General features: G+C 66.7%; 18 protein-coding genes and 2 tRNA genes. 8 read left to right on the plus strand and 12 right to left on the minus strand.

The genetic code is table 11. The features are described 5' to 3' along the window. Positions 1–25: 25 nt before the first annotated feature. From gadC to D2E24_RS06940, 5 genes are all read left to right on the plus strand, one after another. Positions 26–1,684, plus strand: a complete 1,659-nt coding sequence (gene gadC, locus D2E24_RS06920; RefSeq protein ID WP_241222903.1) for a glutamate/gamma-aminobutyrate antiporter GadC — start codon at positions 26–28, stop codon at positions 1,682–1,684. 409 nt (positions 1,685–2,093) lie between these two features. Next, positions 2,094–5,051 (plus strand): prealbumin-like fold domain-containing protein, encoded by a 2,958-nt coding sequence (locus D2E24_RS06925; RefSeq protein ID WP_125968614.1) that lies wholly within the window; start codon positions 2,094–2,096, stop codon positions 5,049–5,051. A 59-nt stretch (positions 5,052–5,110) separates the two neighbouring features. Continuing rightward, the gene (locus D2E24_RS06930) at positions 5,111–6,826 is read left to right on the plus strand and encodes a SpaH/EbpB family LPXTG-anchored major pilin (RefSeq protein WP_125968615.1); all 1,716 of its coding nucleotides are present in this window, start codon (positions 5,111–5,113) and stop codon (positions 6,824–6,826) included. Positions 6,827–6,831: 5 nt separating this feature from the next. Continuing rightward, positions 6,832–7,920 (plus strand): class C sortase, encoded by a 1,089-nt coding sequence (locus D2E24_RS06935; protein WP_125968616.1) that lies wholly within the window; start codon positions 6,832–6,834, stop codon positions 7,918–7,920. 27 nt (positions 7,921–7,947) lie between these two features. Continuing rightward, positions 7,948–8,424, plus strand: coding sequence for an HTH domain-containing protein (locus D2E24_RS06940; protein WP_125968617.1), 477 nt, complete (start codon positions 7,948–7,950; stop codon positions 8,422–8,424). A gap of 150 nt (positions 8,425–8,574) precedes the next feature. On the opposite strand, the gene araA is transcribed toward D2E24_RS06940, so the two are convergent. The 12 genes from araA to D2E24_RS07000 form a co-directional block, all read right to left on the minus strand. Further along, positions 8,575–10,092, minus strand: coding sequence for an L-arabinose isomerase (gene araA / locus D2E24_RS06945; protein WP_125968618.1), 1,518 nt, complete (start codon positions 10,090–10,092; stop codon positions 8,575–8,577). Positions 10,093–10,360: 268 nt separating this feature from the next. Further along, positions 10,361–11,053, minus strand: coding sequence for an L-ribulose-5-phosphate 4-epimerase (locus D2E24_RS06950; RefSeq protein ID WP_125968619.1), 693 nt, complete (start codon positions 11,051–11,053; stop codon positions 10,361–10,363). 110 nt (positions 11,054–11,163) lie between these two features. Next, positions 11,164–12,807, minus strand: coding sequence for a xylulokinase (locus D2E24_RS06955; protein WP_125968620.1), 1,644 nt, complete (start codon positions 12,805–12,807; stop codon positions 11,164–11,166). 1,371 nt (positions 12,808–14,178) lie between these two features. Continuing rightward, on the minus strand, positions 14,179–15,294 hold the full coding sequence (locus D2E24_RS06960) for a LacI family DNA-binding transcriptional regulator (RefSeq protein WP_206430945.1): 1,116 nt from the start codon (positions 15,292–15,294) through the stop codon (positions 14,179–14,181). Positions 15,295–15,541: 247 nt separating this feature from the next. Next, entirely contained in the window at positions 15,542–16,258 is a 717-nt protein-coding gene (locus D2E24_RS06965; RefSeq protein WP_125968646.1) for a ribonuclease HII, read from the minus strand. Next, positions 16,258–17,205, minus strand: coding sequence for a signal peptidase I (gene lepB / locus D2E24_RS06970; RefSeq protein ID WP_241222904.1), 948 nt, complete (start codon positions 17,203–17,205; stop codon positions 16,258–16,260). The genes D2E24_RS06965 and lepB overlap by 1 nt, the downstream gene beginning before the upstream one ends. Positions 17,206–17,334: 129 nt before the next feature. Continuing rightward, the gene (gene rplS / locus D2E24_RS06975) at positions 17,335–17,700 is read right to left on the minus strand and encodes a 50S ribosomal protein L19 (protein WP_125968621.1); all 366 of its coding nucleotides are present in this window, start codon (positions 17,698–17,700) and stop codon (positions 17,335–17,337) included. 549 nt (positions 17,701–18,249) lie between these two features. Beyond that, entirely contained in the window at positions 18,250–18,822 is a 573-nt protein-coding gene (locus D2E24_RS06980) for a DUF1893 domain-containing protein (protein WP_125968622.1), read from the minus strand. After that, positions 18,819–19,400: an ECF transporter S component gene (locus tag D2E24_RS06985; RefSeq protein WP_125968623.1), complete on the minus strand. Its 582-nt coding sequence runs from the start codon at positions 19,398–19,400 to the stop codon at positions 18,819–18,821. The genes D2E24_RS06980 and D2E24_RS06985 overlap by 4 nt, the downstream gene beginning before the upstream one ends. Before the next feature lie 120 nt (positions 19,401–19,520). Further along, positions 19,521–20,435: a DUF362 domain-containing protein gene (locus tag D2E24_RS06990; protein WP_206430946.1), complete on the minus strand. Its 915-nt coding sequence runs from the start codon at positions 20,433–20,435 to the stop codon at positions 19,521–19,523. Between the two features lie 696 nt (positions 20,436–21,131). Then, positions 21,132–22,829 carry a glucose-6-phosphate isomerase gene (gene pgi, locus D2E24_RS06995; protein ID WP_125968624.1) on the minus strand — a complete coding sequence of 566 codons (1,698 nt, stop codon included), beginning with the start codon at positions 22,827–22,829 and terminating at the stop codon, positions 21,132–21,134. Between the two features lie 278 nt (positions 22,830–23,107). Next, positions 23,108–24,580 (minus strand): hypothetical protein, encoded by a 1,473-nt coding sequence (locus D2E24_RS07000; protein WP_125968625.1) that lies wholly within the window; start codon positions 24,578–24,580, stop codon positions 23,108–23,110. 168 nt (positions 24,581–24,748) lie between these two features. Between D2E24_RS07000 and D2E24_RS07005 the strand changes: the two genes are divergently transcribed. The 3 genes from D2E24_RS07005 to D2E24_RS07015 all read left to right on the plus strand — a co-directional run bounded on the left by D2E24_RS07005 (position 24,749) and on the right by D2E24_RS07015 (position 26,160). Beyond that, positions 24,749–24,824, plus strand: a tRNA-Thr gene (locus D2E24_RS07005). A 143-nt stretch (positions 24,825–24,967) separates the two neighbouring features. After that, positions 24,968–25,048, plus strand: a tRNA-Leu gene (locus D2E24_RS07010). Positions 25,049–25,152: 104 nt separating this feature from the next. Beyond that, on the plus strand, positions 25,153–26,160 hold the full coding sequence (locus D2E24_RS07015; RefSeq protein WP_125968626.1) for an AEC family transporter: 1,008 nt from the start codon (positions 25,153–25,155) through the stop codon (positions 26,158–26,160). Positions 26,161–26,164 lie beyond the last annotated feature (4 nt).

Genomic DNA, 26,164 nt, shown 5'->3' on the forward strand with positions numbered 1-26,164 from the left:
GCCTCGTATGACGAATGCAACTCATATGACCCGCATGACCCGTGCGGCCGGCGCGGACGGCGGCGGGGTCATGGCGAACCATGCCGCCGCGGCGTCCATGCGCCACGCCGTGACCGACACGACATCCGCGACCGCCGCGACATCCGCGACATCCGCGACCGCCGCGACCGCCGCATCCCGTACCGCAAGCCGCGCCACCGCCCACGCCGCGACCGTCGCCCGCGCGACGACCGCCGCCCGTGCGACGATGACCGCCGGCCAGCTGGCGATGCTCACGCTCGTCGCGGTCGCCTCGCTGCGCTCACTGCCGGCGATGGCCGACTACGGTCTGGCGTCGGTGGCGCTGTATCTGATCCCCGCCGTGCTGTTCCTCATCCCGACCGCATTGGTCGCCGCCGAATTGGCGACCGGCTGGAAGGGCGGCGTGTACGTGTGGGTGCGCGAGGCGTTCGGCGACCGTGCCGGGTTCGTCGCGATCTGGCTGCAGTGGATCCAGAACGTCGTCTGGTATCCGATCCAGTTGTCGTTCATCGCGGTGAGCCTCGCCTATGTGGCGGGCGACGGCCGGCTGGGCCGCAACGGCGTGTATGTGGCGGCGACGATCATCGTGCTCTACTGGATTTCGACGCTGATCGCATTGGCCGGCGGCACGCTGTTCGCGAGGGTCGGGTCGGTGAGCGGCCTGGTCGGCACGCTGTTCCCGGCGCTGCTGCTCATCGTGTTCGGCGGCGTGTGGCTGGCGTCGGGCGCGCCGTCGTACACGCCGCTCGACGCGCGGGCGCTGCTGCCGCCGTGGACGGGCGTCGCGTCGATCGTGCTGGTCGTGTCGAACGTGCTCGCCTACGCGGGCATGGAGGTGAACGCGGTGCATGCGAACGACCTGCGCGAGCCGGGGCGTGACTTCCCGCGTGCGATCGGCATGGCGGTGGTGCTGATCCTGCTGGTGCTGGTGCTGCCGACGCTGGCGATCGCGATCGCCGTGCCGCACGCCCGCCTGGGGCTGATCGACGGCATCAATCTCGCGTTCGACGGCTTCTTCTCCCGTTGGGGGATGCCGTGGGGCACGCCGGCGGTCTCGCTGCTGATCGCGGTGGGCGCGTTCGCGTCGGTGGTCGCGTGGATCGCCGGCCCGTCGCGCGGCCTGCTGGCGGCGGCGCGCACCGGATTGCTGCCGCCTGCGATGCAGCGGCGCAACCAGGCTGGCGTGCAGGTCGGCATCCTCATCCCGCAGGGCGTGATCGTGACGGTGCTGGCGCTGCTGTTCGTGATCGTCCCGAACGGCGATACGGCGTTCGCGACGCTGGTGGACATGGCCGCCGCACTGTATCTGGTCATGTACATGATGATGTTCGCCGCGGCGATCCGCCTGCGCCGCACGCGCCCGGCGGTCGTGCGCTCCTACCGGGTGCCGATGCTGCCGTTGGTCGCCGGCGTCGGGTTCGCGGCGAGCGCCGCCGCGTTCGTGCTCGCGTTCGTGCGTCCGGCCGGGTTCTCGGGGATCGGCGCCGCCGGCTATGCGCTGCTGGTGGGCGCGGTGGTCGTGGTATTGGGCGTGCCGCCGCTGGTCCTGTATGCGCTGCGCCGCCCGGATTGGGATCTGCGCGGTGATGCGGAGCGTCGTGACGCGGGCGCCGTGCTGGTGAATCCGCCGACGGCGGGCGACCGGCCGGGCGTGCGCCCGTGACGGTCGGTGTCGGGTCCGGATCCCGTCGTCCGGGTCCGACACGCGGCACGGCGTGATGCCGGTATGCTGGTCGGCGGGCCGATGCGCATGGGCGTGTCCGCCTGCCGACCGGCATGTCGTTACATGGACAACATAGGGGGGGTATGTTTCGCGGCGTGTAGGGGATCATTGGCGATTCCAAAGGGCCGGGTGTGTTCGTATAGGGGACCATTCCAAACGGCTGCGCATCGTTGCGAACAAGCCGATTAGCACTGTCAACACCATTGACAACAGACCCCCGTTCGGTGTTCACCTGTTGGCCGGTTCGCCGTTACTTTTGATATCGGAGGCTATACCGTAAGTATGTTGAAGTGACCGCATAGGGCCCGTATGGACGGGGCTGTGCGGCTTGGAAAGAGAGGCAACAGACATGCCGCAGATCACGCCCGGAAGCGGGAGGGGGCACGGCGTCAGCATACGACGGACCGGCAAGGCCCGCTCATGGACGAACCGGCTCGTCGCACTGATCACCGCCCTGATGATGGCCATCTCCCTGTTCGCTGCACCATCCACGGCGCTCGCCGACGACCTGGGCGTCACACTCCCCGCCACCTGGGATCAGGACATGGCGCAGTATTTCCCCGATGAGACCCTGCGTACACTCGTCACCCAAGAAATAGCGAATGAGTTCCAGGGCCAGAACTTCTCCGCAAAAAGCACGCAGGACGTGCTTGCGATGATGAAGGGTGACTATGGCGACGGCACATGGTATCTCAACTTAGCCTATAAGCGCAGTGGTCTGAAGCCGGTTCAGGTACTCAATGGCATCCAATACCTGAACGGCCTGTCTCGTATCTTCGCCGAGAACATCGGGTTGCAAGTACTTGCCATGCCTGATGTGGACTCTTCAGCAAAAATCCCTGATCTTAATCTGGGAAGGAACGCGTTGCATATCTTCCCCCAAGATATGTATACGGAATACAACTTTCCCCAAACTAAAACTATGAATATTCAGGTTTCGGAGGCGAACTATCATCACGCACAAGTGACCTATGTGCGCGATGGCTCCGGACAGGACAAAGTCATTGATATCAATGCCAAGATCTTCCGACTGATAAATTCCGATACCGGCGATCTCAGCCAGATCACTTCCGAACAGGTGCTCGATGACATGCAATTCAGCACAGGAACCGCGGATCAGAGTTTCACGACCGCTGAAGGCGCAACGGTTTCCGACCCGGACGCAGTAGGCTGGGATATCAGCGGCTTCTCCCAGCAGGCCGTTGAGGGACTCATCGTCAAGAACGCCCAGTTCGACCATGTCGTCAGGCACAAGGCTGGTAATAACTCCAATTGCGTCACACTCAGCTATTACTATGCGCTAGGCGTCGACTTCCTGAGCACTGTCGGACAGGAGGTCTCGACCGTCACGCTCGCCGACTTCTCCTTCACCAAGAAGGCCGACGCCACGGGCCAGCCGCTCAAGGGTGCCGAGTATGTGATCAGGACCGCAGACGGTCGTTATGTCAAGGGCAAGGGCGACACGGCCGAGGTCGATGCCAACGGCACGCTGGCAACCGTCGATTCCGCGGACTCCGAAGAGGTCTTGAAGCTCACCACCAATGAGAACGGCCAATTCACCGCGCATGATCTGCCCGCCACCGAGAAAGGCGTGACGTACACCGTGGTGGAGGTCAAGGCCCCCGACGGCTACTCCATTGACAAGGAGACCAAGGAAACCCCGGTGGTCGTCAAATGCCATGCCAATGCGGCGACGCCGGTGACCGACGGTGGCGAAGGCGCGGAAGCGTCAATTACCAACAGCAACGTCATCGCGACCGCAGACCAGTGGGACAGCAACACTTTGAGCTGGCAGACTCTGTCCGATGGTTCCACCGACTACATGAACTCCGGCAACGCGATGACGTTGACCACTAAGGACGGCTCACCAGTTACCCAGACCAAAAGCGCTAAAAACTTCAACGGCGGAGACCAGTTTATTCGCAATGGCGGCAACAACATTGCACTCACCATGCAGATCGGTACCGACTACGAAGTGCGCAATGCGTCCACCGACCTCCTCACGGGTGGCAAGGTTACCGCTACCTACAAGGCCGATGGTGTCAACGCCGCCACAACGAATCTCACTCAGGCTCAGAGCGTCATCAATGACATCATCCAGAACTCCCGTATGAAGAAGAATAATGACTACTACAATGTGAACACCACGATGGTCGTCCATGACAAGAACAGCCTCGACCTGAACAGCGGTACGCAGGACGATCCGGCCGAGCCGGTGACAATGCGCTTCTCCGCCAAGAAGATCCTCAAGGACCTCTCCAACAATGAGGTGGCCTTCGGCGACCGCACCTTCGAGGTGTCCATCACCCCCGCCAACGAGGCGGCCGAGGATCTCGCCGCCCAGAACGAGGGGTTCGGCTCCATCACGCTGGACAAGGACCATCCCACCAACGTGTCGTCCGTACTGTCCATCTCGAACGAGATGTACAAGAAATGGCGTAACGGTGGTACGGGTGAGGACGCGAACGTCAGCACGTTCTCCTTCCTCGCCAGCGAAGTCAACCCGTGCGAGACCAACGGCTCGGAGGACGAACGCTGCTACGGCGACATCAAATACGACGATACGCAGTATCGCATCGACATCGCCGTCAGCGAGACACAGGATCCGAACGAGCAGGGCGTCACCCACGGTCTGACCGCCAACATCACCATCAGCAACGCCGACACCGGTGAGGTCCTCACCACGACCACCACCAACAGCGCCTCCGACCGGACCCTCACGGTGGGGGCAGGCAAGCTCACGTACCACAACACGGTGAACCCCACCGTCAAGTTCACCAAGACCGACGCGGACGGCAAGGCGCTCGCCGGAGCCGAGTTCACGCTCTACCGCTGCACCACCGGCCGCTGCTCCGCCACCGCCATCGACCCGGATAAGCTCGCCGACGGCTGGACGCTCGACAAGAACCGCACGCAGACCAGCGACGAGAACGGCATCGTCACGTTCGCCGGACTGGCCGACGGCGAATACCGGCTCGTCGAAACCAAGGCGCCCGCCGGCTACCTCAAGCCCGACGGCCAGTGGTCGATCGTCGTCGAGAACGGCGAGGTCGGAGAACCGACCGCCGTGCGCGGCAAGAACGGCGGCAACCCGCCCGCCTTCCAGATCGTGAAGGACAAGGACGACACCGACGCCACCGACGACAAGCCCGCATGGTCCGTGGCGAACTACACGCCTTCCGACGTACCCCACACCGGAGCCACCGGCCTCATCGGCGTGGCCGCGGCCGGCACCCTGCTCATCACCGCAGGCGCCGGGGTGATCGCCATCGACGCGAAGAGGAGGAGCCGCCGCACCCGATCCTGATTTCCGGCCATACCGGCCATAACCCGTTAACCATGTCCATATAAAGAAAAGGAAGAATCATGTTCAACCGCCTCAAGGCAGTACGCGCCATAGCCGCGGCAGCGGCCGTCGCGATGCTCGGCTCGCTCGCCGTGACCGCACCGGCCATGGCCGAGGAGACCGTCACCCCGCTCACCCCCGACGCCACCGGCACCATCACGATCGACAACGTCGAAGCCGGCGTGCATGCGACCGCCTATAAGATCGCCAAGGTCAACGTCGACGGCAAGACCAATACACCGCTCGACCCGGAGTTCACCTGGGACGAATCCGTCGCCTCGTGGGTCCGCGCAAAGTATCGCAGCTACATCAGCGATGCGAATGCGGTCAGCGACGTATTCCAGCAGATGCCGAGCGACACGGACGGACTGGAGAAGACCGAGGACGGACAGAACACTGGCAATGCCACCAAACTCGCCACGTTCTACGACGATCTGACCAGCGCCATCGCCAACGGCGACACTCCCGCCACCCCGGACGCTGCGGAGCAGACCGCGACGGGCGACACCCTTACGTTCGAGAACCTGCCGCTGGGTGATTACCTCGTGCTCCTCAAGAACACCGACACGGGGGATTCCCTCACGAACGGCACCACCGTGTACCGTCCGATCGGCGTGGCCATCCAGCCCGAATGGAATGAGAAGACCAAGGTCTGGACCGTCAAGAACGCGACCGCGACCGCCAAGCGCAGCAATGCGAGCATCGACAAGTCCATCAACGAGGACGCCAAGGACCACATCAGCGGCGAGGATGCCAAGGACGCCGGCTCCGACACCGTCGCGATCGGCGACGAGGTGACCTTCGACCTGCGCTCCGATGTGCCCGTCTTCCCGGCGAACGCCGTCGAGAAGAACTACATGATCGCCGATGCGATGGGCACGGAGCTCACCCTCAACGAGGGCTCCATCAAGGTGTGGGGCTATGAGGGTGCCAAGTTCGGCAACGCCCATGACGAGGACACCCCGGTCCCGGCCGACGCCTACACGCTGACCGTGAACGGCAAGGACCTCGACGGCAAGGACGCCACCTTCACGCTCAACTTCGACTACGAGAAGATCCGCAAGTGGGACTACATCCACGTCCAGTACACGGCCACGGTGAACGAGAACGCCAAGGTCGACACGGCCATCGACAACACCGCCAAGCTCCAGTACACCAACAACCCGTACGAGCAGGACTCCCACACCACCATCCCGGACAAGGTCAAGGTGTACACGTACGGCATCAAGGTGCTCAAGGTGGGCGTCGTTGACGGTGTGGAAAAGGGAGCGCTCACCGGCGCCGAGTTCTCGCTGCGCGTCAACGACAAGAGCGCCCCGATCGCGTTCGTTAAGGTCGGTGACGCCAAGGACGGCCACTACCGTAAGGCCACCGCCGAAGATAAGGCCGAGTCCACCGTGACCAACCTCGTCGTCGGCGAGACCGAGGACACCAAGGGCCGGCTCACCCTCGACGGCCTCGACAAGGGCAAGTACCAGCTCGTCGAGGAGAAGGCTCCGGCCGACTACAACAAGCTGAGCGCGCCGATCGACGTCACCATCGAAGCCGAACGCGACCGCGGCGAGTTCACCGGCAAGGTCGTCAACCAGACGAGCGGCTACTGGGACGGCACCGTCACCAACCGCAAGGGCCGCCTGCCCAACACCGGCAGCATCGGCACCACCGTCTTCACCGTCGGCGGCATCCTGCTCGTCGCCGCCGGCATCTCGATCGTCGCCCGCAAGCGCCGTTCGTGACCCGCATGACCCACCACGACAGGGCCGTCGCCGACGCGCACAGCGCGCTGGCGACGGCCCTCGCCGTACTGCTCATCATCGGCGGCATCGGCGTCTTCTCCTACCCGCTCGTCGCCAACATGCTCGCCGACCGCGAACACGCCGAAGTCATCCGCAACTACGGGACCGCCACCTCCGAACTCGACCCCGACGAGAAGCAACGGCAGCTGCAACTCGCCCAGGAATACAACGACAACCTCGCCGGCGACCCCCTGCACGACCCGTTCGTCGAAGGCAGCGGCTACGCCCTGCCCACCAACTACAACGACGTGCTCAACCTCGCCGGCGACGGCGTCATGGGCACCCTCACCATCCCCAAGATCGCACTCAACCTGCCGATCTACCACGGCATCGACGAGGAGACGCTCGAACAAGGCGTCGGCCACATGAGCCAGACCGCACTGCCCATCGGCGGCATCGGCACCCGCAGCGTCCTCACCGGCCACCGCGGCCTGCCCTCGGCCGAACTGTTCACCCGACTCGACGAACTCGACACAGGCGACCTGTTCACCATCACCGTACTCGGCGACACGCTCGCCTACCGCGTCGTGGACATCGACGTGGTCACCCCCGACAAGATCAACGAGATCCTCCCCGACCCGGACCGCGACCTCGTCACCCTCGTCACCTGCACCCCATACGCGGTCAACACGCACCGGCTGCTCGTCACCGGCGAACGCACCGACTACGATCCCGACGACCCCGACCTGACCCCCACCCACACCGTCATCTCCGCCCGATCCTGGGACACCTGGCTGCGCTGGGGCGGCGTATCCGCAGCCGTCACCATCGGCGCGATCGCCGCAGCCATACTCCACCGGCGACGCGCGCGGAACGCGGCGCGCGGAGACGGCGGAACCGGCGGCAATGCGGTCGGAGCAGTCGGCGACGATGACGACGATGACGACGACGGAACCGCACGCGACGGCGACGCCACACGCGACGGCGACGGCAAGAATCCGACACGCGACGCGGGTCATGAAACCGGACAAAACACGACGAACGAGCCGAAACGAGGCAGAATGGAAGGGCCGCCACGCCACAGTCGGACGTGATCGGGCATTGCGACGAAGGAAGAACCGATGACCAGTGAATTCGACGACGAACAGATGCAGCTGCTGCGCAGACTGCCCGCAGTACGGGCCGTGACCCGCACGCGCATCTACTACACCCGCGAATTCCGAGACGAATTCCTCCGCCGCAGCGCCGCCGGCCACTCCCCCACCAGCATCTTCCGGGCCTTCGGACTCGACCCGCAGGTCATCGGCGCCAAACGCATCGAACGATGCGCGGACCGATGGCGCAGGGAGGCGGAACGCGAAACCGCCGGGCAGAACGGCGGGCACACGCACCCGACGTCGCTGATGAAAGCCGCGGACGTGCAGTATCCGCTCGCGGGAGCGCTGCTCAACTACCGGGAACGGATCGTCCGCCTCGAACGCGAGGTGGACGAGCTCAGACGCATGGTACGCGACCTCCAACGCCAGCAGGAGCAGTCGGCGCAGTCGGCGCAGGCGCAGGAGGCGTCGCAGCCACCGCAGGAGGCGCCGCAACAGTAGGCGCAGCGGGGATCGGACGCCAAGGATTCGCCGAACCCGCAGGCATGCAATGAGGCCGGCCATCCCATTACGGGACGGCCGGCCTCATCATTGCGGATCGCCGGCGGCACGATGACGGGACATGCCGCCGGCGATCCGACGTTCGATGGCTCAGTGCTTGTTCTGCAGACGGTGGACCATCTCGGAGAGCTCCAGCTCACGCTCGAACGCGGCCGGGGTGGTGTTCTCGTCGATGGTGGCCAGCTCGACGCCGGCGATGCGGGCGAAGTCCTCCCAAGCCTCACGGCCGACGGAGGTGGTCATGCAGGTGTGGTGCGAGCCGCCGGCGCGCAGCCAGCACTCGGCCGACGCCTTGAGGCTCGGACGCGGCATCCACAGGGCGCGGGCGCACGGCAGCTCCTTGAGGGAGCCTTCCGGCTCGACCACGTCGACGACGTTCATGAGCAGGCGGAAGCGCTCGCGCACGTCGGACATGGACACGACGACGACGTCCTTCTTCGGGGCGCCGGTGAACACCAGACGCACCGGGTCGGCCTTGCCGCCGATGCCCAGCGGGTGGATCTCCAGCTTCGGCTTGGCGATGGTGCCGATGGACGGGGACACCTCGAGCATGTGGGCGCCCATGATCATCTCATGGCCCGGGGCGAAGTTGTAGGAGTAGTCCTCCATCAGGGAGGCGCCGCCGTCGAGGCCCCAGCCCATCACGGCGCCGATGCGCACCAGCACGGCGGTCTTCCAGTCGCCTTCGGCGGAGAAGCCCCAGCCGTACTCGGAGGGGAAGCGCTGCGGGGCGACGCCCGGCAGCTGCGGGAGGGCGCCCAGGTCCTCGAAGTTGTCGACGCCGGCGGTGCAGCCGTTGGCGGTCATCATGTTGACCATCGCGGCCTCTTCCTTGGCGGCGATGTACAGGGAGTCGTACTTGGCGTCCAGCAGGGCCGGGTCGACGTCGTACTTGGCCTTGTAGTCCTCGATGATGTCCTTGACCTGCGCGTCCTTGACGGCCTCGTAGGCGGCGACGAGCTCGTTGACGGCCCAGGTGTTGATCGAGGCGCCGAACACGCGCTCGGCCTCGGTCTTGTCGCCTTCGGTGACGGCCACGTTGCGCATGTTGTCGCCCCAGCGCATGACCTTCATGGTATTGGAGGCGTCCCAGCCGGCGCAGGCGCGGGCCCAGGTGCCGATCTTCTCGGCGACCTCCGGGTCGGTGTAGTGGCCGACGACGATCTTGCGGGCGATGCCCAGACGGGACAGGATGTAGCCGAACTCGCGGTCGCCGTGGGCGGCCTGGTTCAGGTTCATGAAGTCCATGTCGATGGTCTCCCACGGGATCTCGAAGTGGTGCTGCGTGTTGAGCTGCAGCAGCGGCTTGGTGAGCACTTCGAGGCCGCGGATCCACATCTTGGCCGGGGAGAAGGTGTGGCACCAGGCGATCACGCCGATGACGTTCGGGTTGGCGGACGCCTCGACCATGAACTGCTTGACGCCGTCGGAGGACTTGAGGGTCGGCTTGAGGACGAGCTTGACCGGGATCTTGCCGGTCGCGTTGAGCGCGTCGACGATCTCGGTGGACTGCTCGGCCACCTGGCGCAGCGCCTCCTCGCCGTACAGGTCCTGCGAGCCGACGCCGAACCAGATCTCCTTGCCCTCGAACGGGTTTGCGAATGCCATGTTGACTCCTTTGTTGCGTGTGTTACTTCGTGGTGTGACGGGGTTTGTCAGTGCTGGTCAGTGCGGAGCACTGAGTTAGCGGGTGTGGCTGCAAGGCGCACCGAGGGAAGGCGTACGAAGAGGTACGTCGACCGAGGAGCAACGCCGCAGACGCGCCCGATAACTCAGTGCGCAGCGCTGGCGGGATGCGTGCGGCCTCTAGGCGCGGGAGGCGAAGGCGTACGGCGGTACGTCGAGCCTCCCGCAACGCGGAGGACGCTCCATCCCGTCAGTGCTGGCCGTAGACGTTCTGGTAGCGGTCGTTGAGCTTGTCGATGTCCTCCTGCGGGATCGGGATGATCTCGCCGAGCTGGCGGGCGGCCCACATGGTGTGGGCGACCTCCTCGGTCATCGCGGCGGCCTTGACGGCGGCCTCGGCGTCCTTGCCGATGGTGAACGGACCGTGGTTCTGCATGAGCACGGCCGGGGACTTCGGGTACTTCTTCAGCGTCTCGACGACGCCCTCGCCGATCGCCTCGGAGCCGATGAGGCGGAACGGGCCGACCGGCACCGGGCCGCCGAACTCGTCGCCCATCATGGTCAGGCCGCACGGGATGTTCTGGCCGGTGGCCGCCCACGCGGTCGCGTACGTGGAGTGCGTGTGGACGACGCCGTACACGTCCGGCATGTTGCGGTAGATGTAGCAGTGCGACGCAGTGTCGGAGGACGGGGCCTCGGAGCCGTCGACGACGTTGCCGTCGAGGTCGCACACGACCATCGAGCTCGGGGTGAGGTACTCGTAGCGCAGGCCGGACGGCTTGATGACCATCAGGTCGGCGGTCTTGAGGCGCTGGGACACGTTGCCCGCGGTCCACACGACGAGGTTCCACTTGATGAGCTGGTCGTGCAGGTTGGCGACGACCTCGCGCACCTGCTTGACTTCGGCGCGCACTTCGGGACCGTAATCGGCCAGGGTTGCCATGATTGTTCCTTTCGGTTGGGGTGTGACGTTGGTGAAATTTGCGTGGGGCCGGCCCCGGTTTCGGGGTTGTGCGGTTTTGGATTTCGGATTGCGGGGCCGGCCGGTGGGTGTCAGCCTTCGAGCGGGATCGCGGCGATGGCGGCCTTCTCGACGGGCAGGCCCTGGGCGAAGCGGGCGAAGAAGGCCTCGAAGCCGGCCACGTCGTGCGCGTCGGGCTCTTCGGTGACGGACTGGGCGTTCGCGAACACGCGCTCGTCGAGCCAGTCGGCGAGGTCGGAGCGGTCGGCGTTCGCGTGGTCGAGGTAGTCGGCGAGCACGGCCATGCCCCAGGCGCCGCCTTCGGCCGCGGTGGTCATGACCTTGATCGGGGTGTCGAACGCGGCGGCGAGGATGCTCTGCGCGACCTTGGGCGTGGCGAAGATGCCGCCGTGGCCGACGAGCGAGTCGACGCGCACGTGCTCGTCCTTGGTCATGACGTCCATGCCGATCTTGACGGGGCTGAACGCGGAGAACAGCTGGGCGCGCATGAAGTTGGCGAGGGTCATCGTCGCCTCGGGGTTGCGCACGAACAGCGGTCGGCCCTCTTCGAGGCCGGCGAGGAACTCGCCGGAGCGGAACGGGTAGTTGATGAGGCCGCCGCAGTCGGCGTCGGCGCTCTCGGAGATGGCGAGGCGGAACAGCGTGCCGTACAGGGTGCCGGCGTCGACGGGCGTGCCGAGCGCATCGGCGAACTGGCCGAACAGGCCGACCCACGCGTTGAGGTCGGAGGTGAAGTTGTTGGCGTGGCTCATGCCGGCGAGATGGCCGTCGGGGGTGGCGACGAGGTCGACTTCGGGGTGGAGGCGTTCGAGCTTGCCTTCGAGCACGACGGTGGCGAAGATCGACGTGCCGGCGGACACGTTGCCGGTGCGCACGCGCACGGAGTTGGTGGCGATCATGCCGGTGCCGGCGTCGCCTTCCGGCGGGGCCATGACGACGCCCGGCTGCAGGGTGCCGGTCGGGTCGAGCAGGAGCGCGCCTTCGGCGGTGAGCTCGCCGGCCGGCTCGCCGGCGACGAGCGGCTCGGGCAGGAGCTGTTCGAGGGTCCACGGCTGGGCGGCGATCTCGGGCAGCGCGTCGAAGCGCTCGACGAAGTCGCGCTCCCAGGTGCGGGTGGCCGGGTCGATCGGGAACATGCCGGACGCGTCGCCCACGCCGAGCACCTTGCGGCCGGTGAGCTTCCAGTGGACGTAGCCGGCGAGCGTGGTGAAGAACGCGACCTTGCCGACGTGCTCCTCGCCGTTCAGGACGCACTGGTAGAGGTGGGCGATGGACCAGCGTTCGGGGATGTTGTACTGGAACAGTTCGGAGAGCTTCTCGTGGGCGGCGTGCGTGTTGGTGTTCTGCCAGGTGCGGAACGGGACGAGCAGTTCGCCGGCCTCGTCGAAGGCGAGGTAGCCGTGCATCATCGCGGAGAAGCCGATGTGGCCGACGGTGGTGAGCTTGACGCCGTACTTGGCTTCGACGTCGGCGGACATCGCGGCGTACGCGTCGCGCAGGCCGTCCCAGATCTCCTCGACGGAGTAGCTCCACAGGCCGTCTTCGAGGTGGCTGGCCCAGCCGTGGTCGCCGGAGGCGATGGTCGCGTACTCGTCGTCGACGAGCACGGCCTTGATGCGGGTGGAACCGAATTCGATACCCAGCGAGGTCCTGCCGTCGCGGATCTTGCCGGCGATCGCGGCGATCTGGTCGGTGTCGTTCTGGATGGTTGCCATACTGTCGAACTCCTTTGCCCTGAGCGCCGCCTTCTGCCACATCGGAGAATTGTTAACGCTCACAATCTTCGGTTTCATTGTAGCGACGACACCGGGACAGCACAAGCCGCGACGCGCCCGTGCGCGTCGCGCCCCTCGCCTCTCCCACCGGACCCACTGCCGCTCACATCGTCCCGTCCCTCACGCCTTTCGCCTCTCCCATCAGGTTCCTTCTCCCATCAGGTTCCTTCTCCCATCAGGCTCCCGCCTCTCCCATCAGGCTCCCTGCCGCTCACATCGTCCCCGTCCCTCGCACCGGACCATCAATCCTCACAACGGACGCGCAATCCCAACGTGTGCGTGTCCGTTGTGAGGTTTCACCCCATCCAACCTTCACAACGGACACGCAGCCCATCCGATTGCGCGTCCATTGCGAAGTTCCGCCTCCATCGGAGAGAACATCCCACGACCAGACCGGCGATTCTTCTCGCCGGCAGTCTCTCAGCGAGAACTACCTCCGACCACACCGGAAATCCTTCTCACTGGAAACCCGTCAGCGAACATAATCCGGGATCAACCCGCCAATCGCGCTCGCCAGCTCCCGCTCAGCGAGAACGATGACCGGCCACCCCGGGAATTCCTCTCACTGATAGGCTCCCGGCGAGAACATCTCAAGGTCAACCCGGGAATTCCTCTCACTAATAGGCCCTCAGCGAGAAGAATCCAGCACCGGCCCGCCAATCATGCTCGCTGGGGACCAGCCAGCGAGAACAACCTCTGACGAGATCGGGAATTCTTCTCGCTGCACCCCTCTCAGCGAGAACAATCCGGAATCAACCCATTAATCCTTCTCGTTGGGAACCATCCAGTGAGAACAAGCTCCAAGCAGCTCGGGAATCCTTCGCGCTAGGCTCCTCTCAGCGAGAGCGACCTCCGACCGGATCGGGAATGCTTCGCGCTGCACCCCTCTCAGCGAGAATAATCCGGGATCACCCCGCCAATCACGCTCGCTGGGGACCATCCCAGCGAGAACGATCACCGGCCAACCCGGGAATCCTTCTCACCAATGGGCTCTCAGTGAGAACAATCCAGTACCGGCCCGCCAATCATGCTCGCCGGGAACCGTCCAACGAGAACAACCTCTGACGAGATCGGGAATTCTTCTCGCTGCACCCCTCTCAGCGAGAACAATCCGGGATTAACCTGTCGATCATGCTCGCCGAATCCCGCTCAGCACGGCACGTCTCATGATCAAGCCAAGAGATTACGTGACCCGAGTTCGAGAACTGACAGAAACCTCGGACTCCGGTCACGCGAAGCGGGCATATTGCGTGACTGGAGTCCGAGAACCGTCGGAAAGCTCGAACTCAGGTCACGCAGAACTAGACGGCGTCAGCGACGGGCGGCGGGGCCGAGCGAGGCGCGCTTGACGACCTTGGCGGGGATCAGGCCCACGCCGTGCGACGAGGACGGGTAGGCGACGTCGCCGCCCTCCCCCAGCAGCCGCAGCGTCTCGCGCATCGCGGCGGCGCCCAGCTGCTCGAAGTCGGGGCGGACCGTCGTCAGCGGCGGGAACATGTTGTCCATCGCCGGCATGTCGTCGAATCCGACGACGCTCACGTCCTGCGGGATGCGCACGCCATGCTCGTGCAGGGCGCGCGCCACGCCGACCGCCTGGCTGTCGTTCGCGGTGACGACGACGGTCGGCAGCACGCCGCCGGCGCGGCCGATCGAGTCGAGCAGATGGTTCATCCGACCGTACGCCTCGGTGGAATCCCACGTGTCACAGCGCACGGTGACCGAACTGATCGAATGCGCGCGGCTCGTCTTGACCCACGCGTCGAGGCGGGTCGCCGCGTCGCGCCATTCGGTGGGTCCGGCGAAGTAGAGGGCGCGGCGGTGACCGTATTCGTCGAGCAGACGCACCAGGTCCTCCATCGCGCCCCACTGGTCGATGCCGACCATCGCGACACGGCTGCGGTCGCGCGTGCCGGCGAGCCGCAGCCCGTCGGTGATGGCGAGCGAGCCGTGCGTGGACGTGACGAACACGCGCGGCTGGGCGACCAGCGTGCGGCAGGCCGCGTCGAACATCGCGTCGGTGGGGGTCAGGTAGATGAACGCGTCCACGTTCTGCTCGTTGAACGTGCCGCACAGCTCCTCAAAGTCATGCTGGGTGCACGACGCCTCGTGCACCATCATCACCGACATGAACAGCCGGTGGGAGCGGGCGAGCGTCTCGATCGACGAGATCGCCGAGATGGGGCCGAAGAAGCGCAGGCCGCCGGCGATGAGGCCGATCGTGCGCGAGCGCCGCGAGGCGAGGGCGCGCGCCGAGTTGCTGGGATGGTAGTCGAGTTCCTTGATGGCGGCGAGGACCTTGGCGCGGGTCGCGTCGGACACGTCCGGGGAGCGGTTGATGACCCTGGATACGGTCTGGTGGCTGACGCCGGCGAGTTTGGCGACTTCGAACATCGAGGGGCGCTTGGCGGCGCCGCGGCTGGTTCCCATATGCGGTCCTTTCCGGTTGGTTCCGGCTCGTTCCGGCGTTTTCCGGTGCGTTCCGGCCCGCCGCGATGCGCCCGGTTCGTCCGGTTCGGTTCGTCCGATTCGTCCGATTCGTCCGATTCGTCCGGGCGGCGCGTGCGCGCCTCGTTGCGGTCCGCTTCGAGCTTACCGCGTGCGGCGCCGCGACACGGTGAGCGCTAACAAACGTTGGTTTCCAACGGCTTCCATCTCAGCGGACCAGTCGACCGAATCAGGTCAGCTTCCAGCTGACGCGGTGCAGCGGCGTGGGGCCGAGGTCGGCGATCGCCTTGCGGTGCGCGGTCGAACCGTAGCCCTTGTTGGACGCCCAGCCGTACGTGTCCCATTCGGGGTGCGCGGCGGCGATGCCGGCCATGAGCCGGTCGCGGGTCACCTTGGCGATGACTGCGGCGGCGGCCACGGTCGCGCAGTGGCGGTCGCCCTTGACTTGGGTCGTCATCGTGGGGGCGACGGGGATGGCGGGCGCGTCGAACGTGCCGAGCGCCTTGGTGATGTAGTCGTGCGGGCCGTCGAGGATGCCGGCGACGCGCACCGGCGTGCCGATCGGCGTGCCGACCGACCCATCCCCCAGTCCCAGCGTGCGTTCGACGCGGTCGAGTGCGCGCAGGGCGGCGACGCCGAGCGCGTAGCCGATGCCCCACTCGTCGATCTCGTCGTTCGACGCCTCGCCGACCGCCCATGCAGCGCACCACTCCTTGAGCGGGTCGCAGATCGCCTCGCGGCGGCGTTCGGTGAGCATCTTGGAATCGGCGACACCGTCGGGCACGTCCAGATCGGGCAGGTCGCGCGACCATACGGCGGCGGCGCCGACCATCACCGGGCCGGCGAGCGAACCGCGGCCGACCTCGTCGAATCCGACGATCAGGTCATGGCCGTCGGCTGCCAGCGCGCGCTCCATATCGAGGGTGGGAATCTCCGAAACGGCCATCATGCCCCCTTTCCGGCGGCGAGCGCGGCCGGCAAGGCCGACGAGCCGACGGAATCAGACGGACCGGACGAACCGGAGGCAGCCGACGCTACGGACGAACCGGACGAACCGGCGGAACCGGACGCCGTCGCGTCGGGCACGTCGGCGAACACGTCGTGATGGCCAGACAGCAGCGAGATGCGATCCAACGGCCAATAGCGGGCGACGGCCACGCCGACCACGTCGTCGATCGGCACCAGACCGTTCGCGCCGTCGTTCTGATGGTAGCGGGAATCGGCGGAATTGGCGCGGTTGTCGCCCATCACGAACACATGCCCCTCGGTGACGGTCACGGAGAACGGGAACGCGCTCGGATCGACGCCCGGCTTGAGATACGCGCTCTCGTCCACGGCGACGCCGTTGACGGTGATCGGCTCGCCCGCGCCCGCACACGAGACCGTGTCGCCCGGCATGCCGATGAGACGTTTGATCAGATAGTCGCCGCCGACCGTGGACTGCTTCTCCGACGACAGCCAGTTCGCCGGATCGTGGAACACGATGATGTCGCCGCGCTGCAGGTCGATGAACCGCGGCGACAGCTTGGACGTGACGACCCGGTCGCCCAGTTCGATCGTGTCGAGCATCGAGCCGGACGGGATCATGTAGCAGCCGAACAGCACGAGGCGCAGCAGCAGCATGACGAGCACCGGCACGCCGCACCAGACGAGCATGTCGCGCAGGCCGAACGCGTCGTCGACGGCCTGCTCCATCGACTTCGTCGCATGCAGCGGATTGCGCGGCTCCTCACCGGCGCCTCCGGTCATGCCGACGACGCCCGAGGCGACCGTGTCACGGCGTCTCGGCGCGGCGTGGCGCGGCGTGCGACGCGCGCGCCGGCTTCCCGGCCGACGCTGATCCGACGCGTCCTGCGGCTGCGGGGCGTCCCCTTCCTCATACCGTTGCGGCATCCAGGCTCCTTAACGACAACGTATGCGACGGCCCCATCATACGCGACGGATATGAAACGGCCCGGCCACCTTCCGGTGCCGGGCCGAATCGCATGCAGACTACGCTGCGCTCGCCTCAGGCGACGAAACTCACTTGGCGGAGTTGTCGCGGCGCTCGGCGATACGAGCGGCCTTGCCGCGCAGGGCGCGCAGGTAGTACAGCTTCGCGCGGCGCACGCGACCGTGACGCACGACCTTGATGGAGTCGATGGACGGGGAGTGCAGCGGGAAGCGACGCTCGACACCGGTGCCGAAGCTGATCTTGCGGACGACGAAGGTCTCGCGCAGACCGCCGCCCTGACGGGCGATCACCACGCCGGTGAAGGTCTGGATACGGGAGTTGTTGCCTTCCTTGATCTTCACGTTCACGTCGACGGTGTCGCCGGGACGGAAGGCCGGGATCTCCTCGGCCGGCTTCTTGTGCTTGGCGTCGAAAGCCTCAATAGCGTTAACCATTGGTGTTCCTTAGCGGCTGCCGCATATCAGCCACGGACGGGGCCCTGCCGCCGGCGCGTCGGCGCGGCGGGAGCCGGAATCGTGGTCCCTCGGGTCTGCCCTCGGGACGCCTGCCGATCCGCCGCACGGGCCTTGCGGCCGGCGGCTGGACTCGTGGAGATGCGGGCTTACGCGGCGGCCCGCCTCCCGGCACAGCAACGCACGATTATACGCGGCGTGCGGGACGAACCCGCTCTTCACATGGTGGCGCGTCAGGGCCGTGCAGCCGCGTGTACGGCTCGGTCCACATGAAATTCCGATCCGAGGGGAGCAATCGCGGCCTTGCAGACTTCTTTCGACCATCTGAGGGGAAGAATCCGGGCCTTGCAGGCTTCGTTTCGCCATCTGAGGGGAAGGATTCCTCTGATCCGAGGGCCGGATGGCAAGGGTTTCCGGCCGGAACGGCCCGATGTGACGGGAACTATCCGGCGTGACGGTCCCCTCAGATCGCCGAAAGAAGCGTGCAAGGCCCGGATTCTTCCCCTCACTCGTCCGATTGCCCCGCGCCCTTCAGCCGCGCGCCGCCATCAGGACAGCGACGGCGGCGCGGATCGCCGGCTCGGCCTCGTCCGGGTCCTCGATGCCGGCGACGGAACGCTCGATCGGACACATGCCGTCGCCGGCGCGGTTGAGGATAGTCGGCACGAGCACATCCCATGAGGCGGCGATGCCGTGCGCGGCGAGGGCGTCGCGGCCGGATTCGCTCATCGTGCGCGCATGCACGGCCGCTGCGCCCAGTCGGGCGTACAGCAGCGCCGCGCCCTTGCCGACGACGCGGTCGGCGGCGGCGAACCCGTCCAGCCGCACGCCGTCCGCCAGCCATTGCAGCAGCGGGCGCACGCCACGGCCGGAGCCGGTCAGCGTCGCCGTCACACCGTCGTCGCCGGTGCGGCAGGCGACGCAGCCGAGCGTCGCGTCGGCGGCGAGCACCGCGATCGCGCGCGTCAGATCGGACGGAGGGTCGGCCGACGGGACGGTCGGCGGGGCCGTCGCCGGACCGGCCGTCGGGGCGGCCGTTCCGTCGGGCGAGGCGACGGCGGACGGAACGGCAGGCGCCGGTTGAATCGTCGTCGTATCGCTCATCGGCGGGCGTCGACGGCGGCCATGATCGCCGGAATCGCGATCCACTGGACGATCAGGCCCGGCACGCCGGCGACGACCGACGTCCAGATCGACGCGACGGTCACGGCGGTGCCGCCCAGCAGTGACACGGCGACCACGACGGCGACGGCGCGCACGAGGCGGCCGGCGACCTGCGCGGCGAACAGGCGGCCGAACCAGGCGATCGGCGACGCGAGCGGACGCGGCGCGTCGACGCCGCGCATCAGGCCGGCGAACAGGCCGTACGCGGCCAGCTCGATCACCATGAACGGGACCATCGCGGCGACGGGCATGCCGGTCAGCGCGAAGCTGACGATCGGGGCGATCGCGCCGGTGGCGACGCCGGCGAACGGGCCGGCCAGCAGGCCGACGAGCAGGACCGGCAGGTGCATCGGCAGCAGCGACTGGCCGAGGCCCGTGCCCACGCCGATCGCGGCGCCGGCGACGTGGAACACCTGCGGCAGCGCGACCGCGCCGACGATGGCGAGGACGGTCGCGGCGGACTGGACCCTAACCGACGGCAGCGTGCGGGTCGAGGCGTGTGCGGTGGTGGTTGACATGATGCTCTCCTTCAATTCAACAATGCGATGCTTCGTTGCCGGTGCCGGGCGGTCCGGGGGGTCATGGGTTATGGCGGAACCCGACGGACCGCCCGGTCCATCGACGCGACCGGCGCGCGGTCAGCGGGCGTCGAGGTCGATGAGACGGTAGTCGCGGCTGCCCAGCCCCATCTCGACGGCGTGCTCGATGATGTGCACGCCCAGACGTGATTCGATGCGTTCGACCAGCGCGTCGCGGCCCGGATCGTCGGACAGGTACACGGTGTCGACGCACGCCTGGTCGACGGCGACCGGGTCGAGCGAGGCGAACACGCCCACGTCGGCCATGACCGGGGCGGACGGATTGCCGTCGCAGTCGCAGTCGACCGACAGGTTGTTCATCACGTTCACGAAGCACATGTTGCCCTTGAGCGCGTTGAACACGGCCGTCGCGCCTTCGGCCATCGCCTCCAGGAACGCTACCTGGTCGCCGGAGAAATGCTGGCCGAGGATGTCGTCCTGGCCGGAATGCAGGCGCTTCTTGCCGTTCGACGAGGCGATGCCGATCGAGATGTTCTTGAGCGCGCCGCCGAAGCCGCCCATCACATGGCCCTTGAAATGCGAGAGGACCGCGTAGTAGTCGTAGTCGGTGAAATGCAAGCCGACGATGTCGGCGGTGATGCGGCGGCCGCCTTCGACCGGGATCTCGATCTCGCCCTCCTCGTCCTGCAGGTCGACGGGCGCAATGTCGAGGAAGCCGTGCTCCTTGATCGTGCGCCAGTGCGCGTCGTTCGTGTCGCGCGTGCCCGCGTACGCGGTGTTGCATTCGACGATGGTGCCGTCGAGCCGCTGCACGAGGTCCTTGATGAGGTTCGGGTCGAGATAGTGCCTGTTGCCGCCCTCACCGGTGCTCAGCTTGACCGCGACCTTGCCGGTCGGGCGCGCGCCGAGCGCCTCGTAGACGCGCATCAGGCCCTCCGGGCTGATGTCGCGCGTGAAGTAGACCGCCGGAGCCATCGGATAGTCCGTGTCATGGCTCTGATATGTGGATGCCATTGCCGCCTCCTTGCCGACGATGGTTGCTTTGCCGGTTCCAGACTAGTCCCTGCCGCTTACCGCGGCCGGCGCGGCACGCGGGGCCGGCGGGTGGCGCGTCGCAAGTCGTATGGGAATCATCGGACTTATGCGAATCCCGACGCAAACGGGCGGGTTGGCGTCGCAAGTCGTCAACGAACCACCCATCCCATACGAATCCCGACGCAAACGGGACGGCCAACGTCGCAATCCGTTAACGAACCATCCATCCCATACGAATCCCGACGCAAACGGGCGGGTCGGCGTCGCAAGTCGTCAACGAACCACCCATCCCATACGAATCCCGACGCAAACGGACCGACCAGCGTCGCAATCCGTCCATAAACCATCCAACCTGTGCGAATCCCGACGCAAACCGGCTGTCCAGCGTCGCAATCAGTTAACGGACCGTCCGTATTTTGCGGGTTGCGACGCAAACGGGACGGCCAGCGTCGTAATCCGTAAGGGAATCGGCGGAATGAATCGGATTGCGACGCGGAAAGAACGGGCGGGGATATGACGAGGCCCGGCATCACGGATGATGCCGGGCCTCGGTGCGCGGTGGCCGCCGGTCAGACGGAACGTCGGACCGTCACGGGGGCGGCCCGACAGATGGCCGGCCGGGTCGTCGGACCGTCATGGGGACGATCCGGCGGACGGACTGCGGCCGGCTCCGGATCAGAACTGACGGTTCTTGCGGTAGAACTGGATCAGCGACTGGGTGGACGCATCCTGGGCGGCGAGGGCCTCGTCGTCCTGGGAGATGGCCGGGGTGATCTGCTTGGCGAGCTGCTTGCCAAGCTCGACGCCCCACTGGTCGTAGGAGTCCAGGCCCCACACGGTGCCCTCGACGAAGGTGATGTGCTCGTACAGGGCGATCAGCTCGCCGACGGCGAACGGGGTCAGGGCCACGCCGAAGATGGAGGTGGTCGGACGGTTGCCGGTGAACACGCGGGCCGGGACGATCTCCTCGGCGGTGCCCTCGGCGCGCACCTCGTCGGCGGTCTTGCCGAAGGCGAGGGCCTTGGTCTGGGCGAAGTAGTTGCCCAGGAACAGCTCGTGCACGTCCTGGTCGCCGTCCTTGGTCGGGTTCGGGGTGTTGACGAACGCGATGAAGTCGGCCGGGATGAGCTGGGTGCCCTGGTGGATCAGCTGGTAGAAGGCATGCTGGCCGTTGGTGCCCGGCTCGCCCCAGAAGATCTCGCCGGTCTCGGTGGTGACGGGGGTGCCGTCCCAGCGCACGGACTTGCCGTTGGACTCCATGGTCAGCTGCTGCAGGTAGGCCGGGAAGCGGTGCAGGTACTGGTCGTACGGGAGCACGGCGTGCGAGGCGACCTTGAAGAAGTTGCGGTACCACACGTTGAGCATGCCGAGCTGCGCGACGACGTTCTCCTCGAACGGGGTCTCGGCGAAGTAGGTGTCGATCGCGTGGAAGCCGTTGAGGAACTCCTCGAAGCGGGCCGGGCCGAAGACGATGGCCAGGGAGGTGCCGACGGCGGAGTCGACGGAGTAGCGGCCGCCGACCCAGTTCCAGAAGCCGAAGGCGTTCTCCGGGTCGATGCCGAACTCGGCGACCTTCTCCAGGTTGGTGGAGACGGCGATGAAGTGCTTCTTGACCGCTTCGGCGTTCTGCTCGTCGGAGCCGTCGACGGCGCCGGCGGCCTTGAGGGCGTCGAGCAGCCAGGTGCGGGCGCAGCGGGCGTTGGTCAGGGTCTCCAGGGTGGTGAAGGTCTTGGAGACGACGACGAACAGGGTGGTCTCCGGGTCGAGGCCCTTGGTCTTCTCGGCCAGGTCGTTCGGGTCGATGTTGGAGACGTAGCGGGCGGAGATGCCGGCGTCGGCGTACGGCTTGATCGCCTCGTACACCATGACGGGGCCCAGATCGGAGCCGCCGATGCCGATGTTGACGACGGTCTCGATCTTCTTGCCGCTCACGCCGGTCCACTCGCCGGAGCGGACCTTGTCGGCGAACGCGTAGATGCGGTCGAGGACCTCACGCACGTCCTTGACGGTGTCCTGGCCGTCGACGATGACCTTGCCGGCGTCCTCGGCCGGGCGGCGCAGCGCGGTGTGGAGGACGGCGCGGTCCTCGGTGTTGTTGATGTGGACGCCCGAGTACATGGCCTTGGTGCGCTCGTCGAGCTTGACGTCCTTGGCGAGGTCGGCGAAGAGCTTGAGGGTCTCGGGCTTGATCAGGTTCTTGGACAGGTCGAAGTGCAGGTCGCCGGCGTCGAAGCTGAGCTTCTCGACGCGGTCCTGGTCCTCGGCGAACCACTTCTTGAGGCTGATGCCCTCGGACTGCAGCTCATCGTAGTGCTTCTGCAGCGCGGCCCACGCGGGGGTCTGAGTGGCGTCAACGGGAGGATTGATGGCCATAAGTAGGTCCTTTCATCATCACTTGCGAAGCGGCGCCGATGACGTCGCGGGCAGACCGCGGCGCCGTCGTTGCCGACGTCTTCATCTCACAAGATACTCACGAAAGGGGACAGAAACCGTACAGAACAACACAAGCAACCGCAACGTCGCAAACGTTTGCACCAACGCCGCCGCGGCAATCGGTTGACGCGCGCGACCCGCCGCGTCCGGACGTGGACGGCGATTCCCACGCCCGGATGGAGACGGCCGATGACGGCGGTCCGGCGGCGGGAAATCGGTCACATCAGATGCAGCGCGCGCATCAGCGGCTGACGGACCACGCGGTCGACGGCCACGACGGCCAGCATGAACGCGACCGCGAACACACAGCCGAACGCGATGGCGGCCCACAGTCCGCCGCCATCGCCCAGCAGGCGGGTCATCACCGCGTCGCACGCGTCATGCCAGACGCCGCCGAGCAGTGACTGGGCGATGTAGAAGCCGAGCGTGCCGGCGGCGACCGTGCGCACAAGATGGTGCCACGTGTCGCGGAAGCGGAGGCGAAGGCGAAGGCCTCCGTCGGAGCCTGCAGACCGCGACCGCCGAACGCCCGGCTCCGCGGCCGCGGCGACCAGCGCCAGCGTCGCGCCGAGGAACGAGGCGAGCGACGTCGACTTGAACGACATCGCCATCAGCAGCCACCGTGCGCCCGACCACGCCATCCACGCCTCCACCGCGGCGACGGCCGCGATCAGCGCAAGCAACAGCCCGGACCACGGGACGGGACGACGCACCGGCCGATACGACGACGGCATCATGGGCGAGCCGGACGCCGCCACCGGCGATGCCGGGAACGAGCCGGGCAGGTGGGACGTCGGCACTCTGCCGACCTCACGCGCACCGCCCTGAGACGCCCCGCGCAGCGTCATGCCCAGCAGGCCGGCGAACGCGTACGAGACCGCGTACGTCAGGGCGCTCATCAGCTTGCGCCAGTCCCCCAGCCCACGCCCGCCCTCGGGCGACACGAACGCGATGTACGCGTTGAGCGCGTACACGGCAATCAGCACCATGCAGGCCAGCGTCCACAGCACGCGGGTCGGGATGCGGGCGAACAGCCAGCCCAGAATCGGCGCGCACGACACGAACACGAGGTACAGCCAGACGAACTCCAGTCCCAATCCCAGCCAGTGCATGCCCCCGATGCCGGGGACCGGCACGGCCAGGTTCACCACGCCCGCCACCGCCGCGCAGACCGCCACCGATGCGACGATCAGCGCGGCACGGCGCAGCCACGCCCGCCCCTGCGCACGCCAGTAGCCGGCATCATGCGAGCGCCGAGCGGCCGACGGGATCAGGTAGAAGCCGGAGATCATGTAGAAGACGTGGTTGCCGCCGGCGCCCAGCAGTGCGATCAGGCCCAGCAGCCACATCGCGGCCGGCTGCATGGCGAGCGCGCGGGCCGCGCCGTCCAGCTGGTCCGCCGGCGTGGCGACCGCGGCGGCCGCGAACCACGTCTGGAACACGTGGAAGACCGCGATGCCGGCGATCGCGGCGACGCGCAGCGTCTCCACGCGCATGTTGCGGCCCCGCTTCCCCGCCGCCGATGGCACAGACGAGGCCGTCACGGCAGCAGCCGTCACGGAGGCCTCCGCCGCAACCGACGATGCCGGAGCGCCCGCCTTGCCCATAGGCGGACGACCGGCGGCCGCGCCGTCCGGCACCGTCGCCGCACCGCGCTCCTCCACCTGTCCGGTGCCGTCGGGTGTCTCCATCGCTGACCTCCATCCGTCATTGCCTTGCCGTTCGTCATCGCTATCGTCGCCCATCGGCGGCGCAACACGCCCGGGAACGTCGCACCACGCCGCCGATTGGACAAATCCGGCGGATGCGGTATTATCTATTTCTTGTGCGCGGGTAGCGAATGCAACCCGGGCAACCAAGCCACTTTAGCTCAGTCGGTAGAGCGGCTCACTCGTAATGAGCAGGTCGACAGTTCGATTCTGTCAAGTGGCTCCACCACCCCGGTCATCGACCGGGGTTTTTCGTTTTCCGGCATGATCGCCGCCGTGCCACACCGTCCGCCGCACACCGCCGCCCGCCGTTCCCCTCGCGGACGCACGCGCGCGTCCGGACCGGCGGCATGATATATTGCTCCTTGCGCGCGAGTGGCGGAATTGGTAGACGCCCAGGATTTAGGTTCCTGTGCCTTAGGCGTGTGGGTTCGAGTCCCATCTCGCGCACTGTCACCCCGTCGCCGACACGGCCCGGCGAGTCGGCCCAGCCGCGTCGTCCGCGGGCGGCCGCGATGCCGTGAGGAAGAGAAGTTTCAGAGAAGAAGGAACCCATGTCGGCGATTCTGCAACCGGTCACGCTGCTGCTCATCATCCTCGCCGGATACCTGTTCAAGCGCCGCGGCCTGTTCGGCGAGCGCGACTACCGGGTCATCCAGGCCGCCGAGTTCAACCTGATCCTGCCGGGCGCGATCGTGTACTCGTTCGCCACGAACCCGCATGACGTGAGTCTGCTGTGGCTGTCGGCGTTCGCGTTCGTCATCGCGGCCGTGCCGCCGCTGCTGATCTTCCTGGCGACCCGCCGCCGTCCGGTCGCGGACCGCGCGTTCGTCATGCTCAACGGCTCCGGCTTCAACGTGGGCTGCTTCTGCTTTCCGGTCGCGACCGCGTTCCTCGGCACGGCGGCGGTGGTGCCGGCCGCGATGTTCGACATCGGCAACTGCGTGATGGTGGCGGCGGGCACGAACGTGCTCACGCAGACGCTGCTGCACATCCAGCCGGGGCGTACGCTCGCCGAGCAGCATGCGGGCGACGCGCCGACGATGCCGTACGAGCGGCCCACCGACCCGGATGCGCGCCGTCTGGCCCGACGTGCGCTGCGACGCACGATCGCCAAGGGCTTCTTCGGGTCCGTCCCGTTCGACACGTATCTGCTGATGATCGTGCTGATGCTCGCCGACGTGCGGATCCCGGATGTCGTCGCTTCGCTCGTGCAGCCGCTGTCGAATGCGAACGCGTTCTGTTCGATGCTCATGGTCGGCATGCTGATGGACCTGCCGGCGTCGCGCCGCGACGTGCGCGACGTGCTGGAGGTCGTGGCGTGGCGTGTCCCGTTCGCCATCGCGTTCGCGCTGCTCGCCTGGTTCGCGCTGCCGTTCGATCCGATGATCCGCGAGACGGTCGTGATCTGCTGTCTGGCGCCGACGGCCGTGTTCTCGACGCTGTTCACCGACAAGGTGCTCGGCAACGCGCGTCTGGCCGGCTTCACGCTGGCGTTGACGGCCGTGATCGCCCTGTTCACGATGACCGGCGCGCATCTGCTGATCGGCGCGCTCGGCTGACCGA

It is taken from the genome of Bifidobacterium samirii (assembly GCF_003952945.1).
Taxonomy (GTDB): domain Bacteria; phylum Actinomycetota; class Actinomycetes; order Actinomycetales; family Bifidobacteriaceae; genus Bifidobacterium; species Bifidobacterium samirii.

Excerpts from the sequence above, each read along its gene's own strand:
- D2E24_RS06935 (WP_125968616.1), top strand. The coding sequence starts at position 6,832 with ATGACCCACCACGACAGGGCCGTCGCCGACGCGCACAGCGCGCTGGCG.
- D2E24_RS06985 (WP_125968623.1), bottom strand. The coding sequence starts at position 19,400 with ATGTCAACCACCACCGCACACGCCTCGACCCGCACGCTGCCGTCGGTT.
- D2E24_RS06965 (WP_125968646.1), bottom strand. The coding sequence starts at position 16,258 with ATGGCCGTTTCGGAGATTCCCACCCTCGATATGGAGCGCGCGCTGGCA.
- D2E24_RS06940 (WP_125968617.1), top strand. The coding sequence starts at position 7,948 with ATGACCAGTGAATTCGACGACGAACAGATGCAGCTGCTGCGCAGACTG.
- pgi (WP_125968624.1), bottom strand. The coding sequence starts at position 22,829 with ATGGCCATCAATCCTCCCGTTGACGCCACTCAGACCCCCGCGTGGGCC.
- lepB (WP_241222904.1), bottom strand. The coding sequence starts at position 17,205 with ATGCCGCAACGGTATGAGGAAGGGGACGCCCCGCAGCCGCAGGACGCG.
- araA (WP_125968618.1), bottom strand. The coding sequence starts at position 10,092 with ATGGCATTCGCAAACCCGTTCGAGGGCAAGGAGATCTGGTTCGGCGTC.
- D2E24_RS07000 (WP_125968625.1), bottom strand. The coding sequence starts at position 24,580 with ATGGAGACACCCGACGGCACCGGACAGGTGGAGGAGCGCGGTGCGGCG.
- D2E24_RS06925 (WP_125968614.1), top strand. The coding sequence starts at position 2,094 with ATGCCGCAGATCACGCCCGGAAGCGGGAGGGGGCACGGCGTCAGCATA.
- D2E24_RS06960 (WP_206430945.1), bottom strand. The coding sequence starts at position 15,294 with ATGGGAACCAGCCGCGGCGCCGCCAAGCGCCCCTCGATGTTCGAAGTC.
- D2E24_RS06990 (WP_206430946.1), bottom strand. The coding sequence starts at position 20,435 with ATGGCATCCACATATCAGAGCCATGACACGGACTATCCGATGGCTCCG.
- rplS (WP_125968621.1), bottom strand. The coding sequence starts at position 17,700 with ATGGTTAACGCTATTGAGGCTTTCGACGCCAAGCACAAGAAGCCGGCC.
- D2E24_RS06950 (WP_125968619.1), bottom strand. The coding sequence starts at position 11,053 with ATGGCAACCCTGGCCGATTACGGTCCCGAAGTGCGCGCCGAAGTCAAG.
- D2E24_RS06980 (WP_125968622.1), bottom strand. The coding sequence starts at position 18,822 with ATGAGCGATACGACGACGATTCAACCGGCGCCTGCCGTTCCGTCCGCC.
- gadC (WP_241222903.1), top strand. The coding sequence starts at position 26 with ATGACCCGCATGACCCGTGCGGCCGGCGCGGACGGCGGCGGGGTCATG.
- D2E24_RS06955 (WP_125968620.1), bottom strand. The coding sequence starts at position 12,807 with ATGGCAACCATCCAGAACGACACCGACCAGATCGCCGCGATCGCCGGC.
- D2E24_RS07015 (WP_125968626.1), top strand. The coding sequence starts at position 25,153 with ATGTCGGCGATTCTGCAACCGGTCACGCTGCTGCTCATCATCCTCGCC.
- D2E24_RS06930 (WP_125968615.1), top strand. The coding sequence starts at position 5,111 with ATGTTCAACCGCCTCAAGGCAGTACGCGCCATAGCCGCGGCAGCGGCC.